The organism is Pseudomonas sp. 28 E 9 (genome assembly GCF_900004785.1).
GTDB classification, from domain to species: Bacteria; Pseudomonadota; Gammaproteobacteria; order Pseudomonadales; family Pseudomonadaceae; genus Aquipseudomonas; species Aquipseudomonas orientalis_A.
This window is the reverse complement of record NZ_CVTK01000022.1, coordinates 103,919-113,492: the sequence shown is the minus strand read 5'-3', so window position 1 is coordinate 113,492 and position 9,574 is coordinate 103,919. Positions and strand designations below refer to the sequence as shown.

Annotated in this window: 8 protein-coding genes and 1 rRNA gene; all 9 read right to left on the bottom strand. The window is 56.8% G+C overall.

The window, feature by feature from the left end:
- Nucleotides 1-63: 63 nt before the first annotated feature.
- A 16S ribosomal RNA gene (locus BFQ00_RS04270) occupies nt 64-1,600 on the bottom strand.
- A gap of 488 nt (nt 1,601-2,088) precedes the next feature.
- Nucleotides 2,089-2,709 carry a protein-methionine-sulfoxide reductase heme-binding subunit MsrQ gene (msrQ, locus tag BFQ00_RS04265; protein WP_065932705.1) on the bottom strand — a complete coding sequence of 207 codons (621 nt, stop codon included), beginning with the start codon at nt 2,707-2,709 and terminating at the stop codon, nt 2,089-2,091.
- Complete coding sequence (gene msrP, locus BFQ00_RS04260) at nt 2,709-3,722, bottom strand: protein-methionine-sulfoxide reductase catalytic subunit MsrP (RefSeq protein ID WP_065932704.1); 1,014 nt, start codon at nt 3,720-3,722, stop codon at nt 2,709-2,711. The genes msrQ and msrP overlap by 1 nt, the downstream gene beginning before the upstream one ends.
- Nucleotides 3,723-3,785: 63 nt before the next feature.
- Nucleotides 3,786-4,643 (bottom strand): CDP-diacylglycerol--serine O-phosphatidyltransferase, encoded by an 858-nt coding sequence (pssA, locus tag BFQ00_RS04255; protein WP_065883999.1) that lies wholly within the window; start codon nt 4,641-4,643, stop codon nt 3,786-3,788.
- A gap of 146 nt (nt 4,644-4,789) precedes the next feature.
- A complete protein-coding gene (ilvC, locus tag BFQ00_RS04250; RefSeq protein ID WP_003176099.1) occupies nt 4,790-5,806 on the bottom strand; it encodes a ketol-acid reductoisomerase in 1,017 nt (338 codons plus the stop codon).
- 46 nt (nt 5,807-5,852) lie between these two features.
- Nucleotides 5,853-6,344: an acetolactate synthase small subunit gene (gene ilvN / locus BFQ00_RS04245; RefSeq protein WP_003176102.1), complete on the bottom strand. Its 492-nt coding sequence runs from the start codon at nt 6,342-6,344 to the stop codon at nt 5,853-5,855.
- A 2-nt stretch (nt 6,345-6,346) separates the two neighbouring features.
- A complete protein-coding gene (locus BFQ00_RS04240; RefSeq protein ID WP_065884006.1) occupies nt 6,347-8,071 on the bottom strand; it encodes an acetolactate synthase 3 large subunit in 1,725 nt (574 codons plus the stop codon).
- A gap of 431 nt (nt 8,072-8,502) precedes the next feature.
- A complete protein-coding gene (locus tag BFQ00_RS04235; protein WP_065892292.1) occupies nt 8,503-8,832 on the bottom strand; it encodes a YqcC family protein in 330 nt (109 codons plus the stop codon).
- A complete protein-coding gene (locus BFQ00_RS04230; RefSeq protein ID WP_065883995.1) occupies nt 8,832-9,566 on the bottom strand; it encodes a tetratricopeptide repeat protein in 735 nt (244 codons plus the stop codon). The genes BFQ00_RS04235 and BFQ00_RS04230 overlap by 1 nt, the downstream gene beginning before the upstream one ends.
- Nucleotides 9,567-9,574: the final 8 nt, after the last annotated feature.

The window sequence follows — 9,574 nt, the reverse complement described above, 5'->3', positions numbered from 1 at the left end:
TCGTCTTCTTCAATGAATCAAGCAATTCGTGTGGGAACTTATGGAGCAGCTGATGTCGTCGATTAAGGAGGTGATCCAGCCGCAGGTTCCCCTACGGCTACCTTGTTACGACTTCACCCCAGTCATGAATCACACCGTGGTAACCGTCCTCCCGAAGGTTAGACTAGCTACTTCTGGTGCAACCCACTCCCATGGTGTGACGGGCGGTGTGTACAAGGCCCGGGAACGTATTCACCGCGACATTCTGATTCGCGATTACTAGCGATTCCGACTTCACGCAGTCGAGTTGCAGACTGCGATCCGGACTACGATCGGTTTTGTGGGATTAGCTCCACCTCGCGGCTTGGCAACCCTCTGTACCGACCATTGTAGCACGTGTGTAGCCCAGGCCGTAAGGGCCATGATGACTTGACGTCATCCCCACCTTCCTCCGGTTTGTCACCGGCAGTCTCCTTAGAGTGCCCACCATTACGTGCTGGTAACTAAGGACAAGGGTTGCGCTCGTTACGGGACTTAACCCAACATCTCACGACACGAGCTGACGACAGCCATGCAGCACCTGTCTCAATGTTCCCGAAGGCACCAATCCATCTCTGGAAAGTTCATTGGATGTCAAGGCCTGGTAAGGTTCTTCGCGTTGCTTCGAATTAAACCACATGCTCCACCGCTTGTGCGGGCCCCCGTCAATTCATTTGAGTTTTAACCTTGCGGCCGTACTCCCCAGGCGGTCAACTTAATGCGTTAGCTGCGCCACTAAGAGCTCAAGGCTCCCAACGGCTAGTTGACATCGTTTACGGCGTGGACTACCAGGGTATCTAATCCTGTTTGCTCCCCACGCTTTCGCACCTCAGTGTCAGTGTTGGTCCAGGTGGTCGCCTTCGCCACTGGTGTTCCTTCCTATATCTACGCATTTCACCGCTACACAGGAAATTCCACCACCCTCTACCACACTCTAGTCAGTCAGTTTTGAATGCAGTTCCCAGGTTGAGCCCGGGGATTTCACATCCAACTTAACAAACCACCTACGCGCGCTTTACGCCCAGTAATTCCGATTAACGCTTGCACCCTCTGTATTACCGCGGCTGCTGGCACAGAGTTAGCCGGTGCTTATTCTGTCGGTAACGTCAAAACAATCACGTATTAGGTAACTGCCCTTCCTCCCAACTTAAAGTGCTTTACAATCCGAAGACCTTCTTCACACACGCGGCATGGCTGGATCAGGCTTTCGCCCATTGTCCAATATTCCCCACTGCTGCCTCCCGTAGGAGTCTGGACCGTGTCTCAGTTCCAGTGTGACTGATCATCCTCTCAGACCAGTTACGGATCGTCGCCTTGGTGAGCCATTACCTCACCAACTAGCTAATCCGACCTAGGCTCATCTGATAGCGCAAGGCCCGAAGGTCCCCTGCTTTCTCCCGTAGGACGTATGCGGTATTAGCGTCCGTTTCCGAACGTTATCCCCCACTACCAGGCAGATTCCTAGGCTTTACTCACCCGTCCGCCGCTCTCAAGAGAAGCAAGCTTCTCTCTACCGCTCGACTTGCATGTGTTAGGCCTGCCGCCAGCGTTCAATCTGAGCCATGATCAAACTCTTCAGTTCAAACATCTTTGGGTTTTTAAGAAACCCTAAACTTGGCTCAGCAATCGTTGGTTACATCTTTGATTTCTCGCGGAGTAACTTGTGATGCTGATAATCTTGTTGACTATCAGTCTGACTCCACAAGCACCCACACGAATTGCTTGATTCAGTTGTTAAAGAGCGGTTGGTTAAGATGTTTCGTCTCAACCGAGGCGCGCATTCTACAGCAGCCTCATTTGCTGTCAAGCGGTTATTTTCAGAAGTTTTCGAAGATTTCTTCAACAACTTCAACCACTTGCGCTTGCGATCTCTCGTAAGCGGGAGGCGAATTCTACAGCGTTACACGCTGCTGCCAACACCTCTTTTTCAACTTCCTTTTGGCTTCGATGAACTGAAGCGACCTGCTGTCGAAAACCACTTAACTCATTGTTTACCAAGAAGTTTTCCGTTTCGACTGCGCCGGAAGTGGGGCGAATTATAGGCGCACAGAATCTGCCGTCAAGGGCTAATTACAGTTTTGTTGCAGAAGACGGTTTTTTAGCAATAAGGCGAGGGATTCGGCGCATCACCGGTGGCACCCGCAATAGAAGAAGCAGCGCACCAATGGAAGCGTAGACAGCCCACTCCTTCAAATCAGCCCGAACTATCCAGAGCATGTGCAGCAAACCTAGTCCGAGAATCACATAGACCAAACGGTGCAGCTTCTTCCAGCGGCTCCCCAACCGTCGCTGACTATAACGATTGGAGGTCGAAGCCAAAACCAGCAAGCCCACAAACCCCAACGTGCCGACAATGATGTACGGGCGCTTACGCAATTCCACGCCCAGCTGCGACCAGTCAAGCCCGAGGACAAACACGCAATAGGCTGCCAAATGCAGCGCCACATAGGCAAAGCACCACAACCCCAGTTGTCGGCGTACCGCAATCCACCCCGCCCAACCGCTCAGTTTCTGAAGCGGAGTCATGCCAAGCGTGATCAGCAACAGAATCAAGGTGCCCAGGCCGAGGCGATCCACCAGCACCTTCCCAGGGTCGGGCCCTAGGGCAAAACTCCAGGCCTCATATAGCCAGAACAACGGCCATACCGCGACAGCTATAAAGACGCCAATGCGCCAGAGCGGATAGCGCATCAATAGTTCTTCCGCAGGTCGAGGCCCGTATATAAAGAGGCGACCTCATCGGAGTAGCCATTGAACATCTGGGTCTCGCGCACGTTCGGGCTGAAAAGACCGCTCGGCAAACGACGTTCCCGCGCCTGGGTCCAGCGCGGATGGTCAACCGTCGGGTTCACGTTCGCATAGAAGCCATACTCATCGGCGGCAATACTCTGCCAGGTCGTTTTCGGCTGTTCGCTGACAAGGCTGATGCGCACAATCGACTTCACACTCTTGAAGCCGTATTTCCAAGGCACGACCAACCGCAACGGTGCACCGTTCTGGTTAGGCAACTCTCGCCCATACATACCAACGGCAAGGATCGCCAATGGATTCATCGCCTCGTCCAGGCGCAGCCCTTCTATATAAGGCCAGTCGATCAAGCCGAAACTGGAGCGCTGACCCGGCATGCTTTTTGGATCCTGCAGCGTTTCAAAGCGGATGAACTTCGCTTTGGAGGTGGGCTCGACCTGCTTGAGCAAGGCGGAAATGGGGAAGCCGATCCAGGGAATAACCATCGACCACGCCTCAACGCACCGCAGACGGTAGATGCGCTCTTCCAACTGGTAAGGCTTCATGAAGTCTTCGAGTGCGTAGCGCCCAGGCTTGGCCACCTCACCATCAATCACAACGCTCCAGGGTTCGGTCTTGAGTGAACCGGCATTTGCCGCCGGGTCGCCCTTGTCCGTGCCAAATTCATAGAAGTTGTTGTAGTGGGTTGCGTCCTTGAACGGCGTGATGGCCTCGTCTTTGACGGTCACTGCCTGCCATTTGGTGCCGGGGAGCTTTTGCGCAAACCAGTCAGGCGCCCTACCCGGCTCGACGTCGGCATAGCGTGCTGCCTCCTCTGCACTGGCCCAACGAGGCAGGCTGCTGGCGGCAATACCGGCGAGCGCGCCATTGAGCAAGCTGCGGCGAGAGAGATAGAAGGATTCAGGGGTGACATCCGATTCGTGGCAATCGGACGCTTTGGGCAATTTGATTAACATGGCAACTCCGCAGCATTGGAGGACAGGTGCACCAATAGACTGCGGAGTATGGGGGAAATTACATTAAGGCAATGTTTTGTCCCGACGAAGATGCAGCAGGTACTGGACCGGCCCAGAAGCGGCGTAGACCAGGAAGGCCAACAATAAAATGCGCGGCGGATCGCTGAACACCACCGCAAACACCAGCACCACAACAAGAATCGCTACGAAAGGCACACGGCCCTTGAGGTCCAGCTCCTTGAAGCTGTTGTACTTGATGTTGCTGACCATCAACATGCCGGCCGCAGCAACCATCAGCGCTACCAGGAACGACATCTTCGAACCCTGAATGCCGTAATCACTGAACGCCCAGACGATACCCGCCACCACGCCCGCGGCAGCAGGACTGGCCAGGCCAATGAAGTAACGCTTGTCGGCAGTGCCGACCTGAGTGTTGAAGCGCGCAAGACGCAACGCCGCACCCGCAACATAGATGAAGGCAACCATCCAGCCGACCTTGCCCATATCACCCAGCGCCCAGGCAAACGCCAGCAACGCAGGGGCAACACCGAAGGCGACCATGTCCGACAAAGAGTCGTACTCGGCACCGAAGGCGCTTTGGGTATTGGTCATGCGCGCCACACGACCATCCAGGCCATCAAGCACCATGGCGACGAAGATGGCGATGGCAGCAAAACCGAAGTACTTGCTGGCACTCACGGCATCACCTGCCGCCAACGCACTCTGGGCGCTCATCGAGTTGATGATGGAATAAAAGCCGGCAAACAGGTTCGCCGTCGTAAACAGGTTGGGCAGCAGATAGATGCCACGATGCCGGACCTTGCGGCCTTCCGCGTCATGCCCTTCTTCGACATGTTCATCGATCGGCAGCATGCTTTCGGCGTCGGAAGCCTGGTTTGGCTCTTCGGGACGTTCGCTCATGGACTTTACCTTGCAACGGTGTGAAAAAAATTCGACAGATACTTGCGGCGAGTGTTCGCCCGCAAACGATGCAGCTTTATACCAGAACCCGCTTACCCAAACGAAAAAACGCGGCCTAAGCCGCGTTTTCCCTTGATACGTACGACTTAGTTCTTGGCTTTGTCGACGATCTTGTTGGCACCGATCCACGGCATCATGGAGCGCAGTTGCTCGCCGATGACTTCGATACCGTGGGCGGCGTTGTTACGACGCTTGGCGGTCATCGAAGGGTAGCCGGTGGCGCCTTCGCTGATGAACATTTTGGCGTATTCGCCGTCCTGAATACGTTTCAGGGCGTTGCGCATGGCCTGACGGGATTCGGCGTTGATCACTTCCGGGCCGGTCACGTACTCGCCGTATTCGGCGTTGTTGGAGATCGAGTAGTTCATGTTGGCGATACCGCCTTCGTACATGAGGTCAACGATCAGCTTCAGTTCGTGCAGGCATTCGAAGTAGGCCATTTCCGGCGCATAACCCGCTTCAACCAGGGTTTCGAAACCGGCTTTCACCAGTTCAACGGTACCGCCGCACAGTACGGCTTGTTCGCCGAACAGGTCGGTCTCGGTCTCGTCCTTGAAAGTGGTTTCGATGATGCCGGTACGACCGCCGCCAACACCGGCCGCGTAGGACAGCGCAACGTTCTTGGCGTTGCCCGAAGCATCCTGGTAGATCGCGATCAGGTCAGGAATACCGCCGCCCTTGACGAACTCGGAACGTACGGTGTGGCCTGGAGCCTTTGGCGCGATCATGATCACGTCGAGGTCAGCGCGCGGCACAACCTGGTTGTAGTGGATCGCGAAGCCGTGGGAGAAGGCCAGGGTGGCGCCCTTCTTGATGTTCGGCTCGATTTCATTCTTGTACAGCGCGGACTGGAATTCGTCCGGGGTCAGGATCATGACCAGGTCGGCGGCCGCAACGGCGGAAGCCACGTCAGTCACTTTCAGGCCGTGGGCTTCAGCCTTGGCAACGGTAGCCGAGCCTTTGCGCAGGCCAACGGTCACGTCAACGCCGGAATCTTTCAGGTTGCACGCTTGAGCATGGCCCTGGGAGCCGTAACCAATGATGGCGACTTTCTTGCCCTGGATGATCGACAGGTCACAATCTTTATCGTAATAAACTTTCATGAGGTTCCTCTATATATCCAGGCCGTAAGGCCATTCGCTAATTGGGTTAGATGCTGAGTACTTTGTCACCACGGGCAATCCCGGTGACACCACTGCGTACGGTTTCCAGAATCGAGGCCGTCCCGATCGACTGGATGAAGCTGTCCAGCTTGTCGCTTGTACCGGTCAGTTGAACGGTATAAACGCTGGCGCTCACATCGACGATCTGCCCGCGATAAATATCGGTAGTGCGCTTGATCTCGGCACGCTGGGCGCCTGTAGCCTTGACCTTGACCAACATCAGCTCGCGCTCGATGTGGGCACTTTCCGACAGGTCGACCAGCTTGACCACTTCGATCAGCTTGTTGAGGTTCTTGGTGATCTGCTCGATCACCTCATCGTGGCCCACGGTGGTCAACGTCAGGCGCGACAGGGTCGGGTCTTCGGTTGGGGCCACGGTCAGGCTTTCGATGTTGTAGTTGCGTTGCGAAAACAGGCCGACAACACGGGACAGAGCGCCGGGTTCGTTCTCCAGAAGCAGGGAGATAATGTGCCGCATGATTAAGTACGCTCCGTCTTGTTCAGCCACATGTCGCGCATAGAGCCGTCTTTGATCTGCATCGGGTAGACGTGCTCGCTGGTATCCACCTGAATATCGATGAACACCAGGCGATCCTTCATGGCGAACGCCTCTTCCATCTTCGGCTTCAGATCTTTCAAATCGGTGATGCGCATGCCGACGTGGCCATAGGCTTCAACCAATTTGACGAAATCGGGCAACGATTCCATGTAGGAATGGGAGTGACGGCTGCCGTAGCTCATGTCCTGCCACTGACGAACCATGCCCAGCACGCCGTTGTTCAGGCAGACGATCTTCACGGGAAGACCGTACTGCAGGCACGTCGACAGTTCCTGGATGTTCATCTGGATACTGCCTTCACCGGTGACACAGGCAACGTCAGCCTCCGGAAAGCTCAGTTTCACACCCATGGCCGCAGGAAAACCGAAGCCCATCGTGCCCAGGCCACCGGAGTTGATCCAACGGTTAGGCTTGTCGAATGTGTAGTACTGCGCGGCGAACATCTGGTGCTGGCCCACGTCGGAGGTCACAAAGGCATCGCCCTTGGTCACTTCGCACAGGGTCTCGATCACGGTTTGAGGCTTGATGATGCTGCCGTCGCCCTTGTCGTAAGGGAACAGGCCGCGGTCGCCGCGCCATTCGTCGATCTGCTTCCACCAACTGGCAACGGATTCCTTGTTCGGCGTTTCGCCGATGTCCTTGAGCGCAGCGACCATTTCAGTCAAGACGCTTTCAACAGGACCCACGATCGGCACGTCCGCCTTGATGGTCTTGGAAATGGACGCCGGGTCGATGTCGATATGGATGATCTTGGCATTCGGGCAAAACTTGCTCGCGCCGTTGATCACGCGGTCATCGAAGCGTGCGCCCACGGCCAGGATCACATCGGCGTGGTGCATGGTCAGGTTGGCGGTGTAGCTGCCGTGCATGCCGAGCATGCCGACGAACTGACGGTCCGAACCCGGGAATGCGCCGAGGCCCATCAAAGTGTTGGTCACCGGCAGGTTAAGCAGCTTGGCCAATTCGGTCAGCGGTGCGGAACCGCCCCCCAGAATCACGCCACCACCGGAGTACAGCACCGGGCGCTTGGCCGCCAGGAGCATTTCAGCCGCCTTGCGGATTTGCCCCGAGTGCCCGCGCACGGCCGGACTGTAGGAGCGCAGCTTGGCTTTCTTCGGGAAGATGTATTCGAATTTCTCGGCCGGGTTGGTCATGTCCTTGGGAATATCCACCACGACAGGACCCGGGCGACCGGATTGTGCGAGGTAGAACGCCTTTTTCATGACTTCCGGAATTTCCGAGGCGTGCTTGATCATGAAGCTGTGTTTCACGATCGGCCGGGAGATACCGATCATGTCGGTTTCCTGGAACGCGTCGGTGCCGACCATGGTGCTGGCGACCTGGCCGGAAATGATCACCATCGGAATGGAGTCCATATAGGCAGTCGCGATGCCGGTTATGGCATTGGTTGCGCCCGGGCCGGACGTTACCAGTACCACGCCGGCTTTACCGGTGGCACGGGCGTAGCCGTCAGCCATATGGGTCGCGGCCTGTTCGTGGCGAACCAGGATGTGGGTAACAGCCGGTTCCTTGAACAGTGCGTCGTAGACATGCAGCAGAGCACCACCCGGGTACCCGTAGATATAGTCGACGCCTTCGTCACGCAAAAAGCGGACGAGCATCTCACCGCCAGATAAAAGCTCCACGTTGTTCACCTCTAAAACGCCAGAATACCGTCCGTTGAAAACCGACGGGTCTTAATAGGTTTACTTCTCAACAGAGCATGAGCGACGGTGGTCGCCGACTACGTCAGCACTGACTGAGCAAGTATTGGGATCGTCCCAAGTGTTGCGGGCTTTTCCCACCCAGCGCGAGGTAACGCGTTGCGGGTGTTACAGGTCGGCGCGGATGTGCGCCTCATGATCTGCTGAGCGGGCCTGCTTCTGGCAGTCCCGATACAGCGGACTTTGGATTCTTCTGTTTCAGGCCCTTCAAGTCAAGCAATAATTGCGCTTTTTTCCAACTAAGCGCATGAGAACGTAGGAGAAAGGGCTTTGAGGAGGGATAAAACTCGCCTGAATGTCGTCAAGCGGTAGAAATATGCGCAAGACTGCCGGAAAAACCGGCAGTCAGGCAATTAACGAGCGTCAGCGATCAATTGGTCGAACTTTTTCAGCGCATTGCGCAAGCCAAGGCTCTCCCGAGGACGGTCGGCATAGACCATCTCGGCCATCTCCAGAATCCCGGAAGCATTGGGCAAAGGCAGGTCCTGTTCGAGGATCTGCTTCATACGGACCAGGAAAATCCATTGCAGCCACTGGTGGAAATCCAGTGTATCGACCGAAAACGGCTCGACGCTGCCGAGCGCTTCGGCGCTGGGGGACACCTCGTCCCACCAGCCCTGCACGCGCAGCTCTCGCTCGATCAGCAACAACTGTTCGGCAATCGCCGGAAAACGTTCATCCATCAGAGGTTGACCTTGGCTTTCGCCCGAGCCTGGGCAGCGCCGGCGGCGTCACCCTGGGCGGCACGCGCGTCGCCGATCAGCGCCCACAGGCTGGCTTGCAGGTCCGGGCGACCGTTGGCCATGCTCAAACCACGGCGAGCGAACTGCTCGGCTTGCGGTGCATCCCCCTGGGCCATGCGCACCTGGGCCAGGCGATAGAGCACTTGCGGTTCGCGAGGCGCAACGCGCTGGGCACGCTCCAGGCTCGACGAAGCGCCATTGAGGTCGCCACCGGCCTGTTGTTGCTGGGCGGTGGTGAGCAGCGCCAATACCGGGCCGTCCAGTTGCTCGTCAGCGGACAGGCCGCCCGCACTGGATGACGAAGGAATGCCGCTCGGCGTCGACGGCATGTTGTACGTGCCCTGGTTGACCGGCGCGGTCTGGATCGGCGTTGCATCGACCGGACCCGAAGTGCTTGGCCCCGGGGTCCAGGGTTCGGCGCTGATCGGGGCTGCGGTAGCAGCACCACTGCCAGGCACCATTACCACCACGCCCGAGTCCTGCGGCATTGCCTGCGGCTTGGCCTGTGCCGGACGGTTGGTCACGGTTTGACGAAACCCGCCCTTGGCCGAAATCCGCTCGCTATTGGAGACGCCCGTGCTCGCGTCCACGACCGGAATAGAGCCGCGTTGCACGCTGGAGCAACCGCCGAGCAAAGCCAGAACTGTAATCGCTGGAATCCACAACTTGTTCACTTGAAACC

Excerpts from the sequence above, each read along its gene's own strand:
- pssA (WP_065883999.1), bottom strand. The coding sequence starts at position 4,643 with ATGAGCGAACGTCCCGAAGAGCCAAACCAGGCTTCCGACGCCGAAAGC.
- msrP (WP_065932704.1), bottom strand. The coding sequence starts at position 3,722 with ATGTTAATCAAATTGCCCAAAGCGTCCGATTGCCACGAATCGGATGTC.
- BFQ00_RS04235 (WP_065892292.1), bottom strand. The coding sequence starts at position 8,832 with ATGGATGAACGTTTTCCGGCGATTGCCGAACAGTTGTTGCTGATCGAG.
- ilvC (WP_003176099.1), bottom strand. The coding sequence starts at position 5,806 with ATGAAAGTTTATTACGATAAAGATTGTGACCTGTCGATCATCCAGGGC.
- msrQ (WP_065932705.1), bottom strand. The coding sequence starts at position 2,709 with ATGCGCTATCCGCTCTGGCGCATTGGCGTCTTTATAGCTGTCGCGGTA.
- ilvN (WP_003176102.1), bottom strand. The coding sequence starts at position 6,344 with ATGCGGCACATTATCTCCCTGCTTCTGGAGAACGAACCCGGCGCTCTG.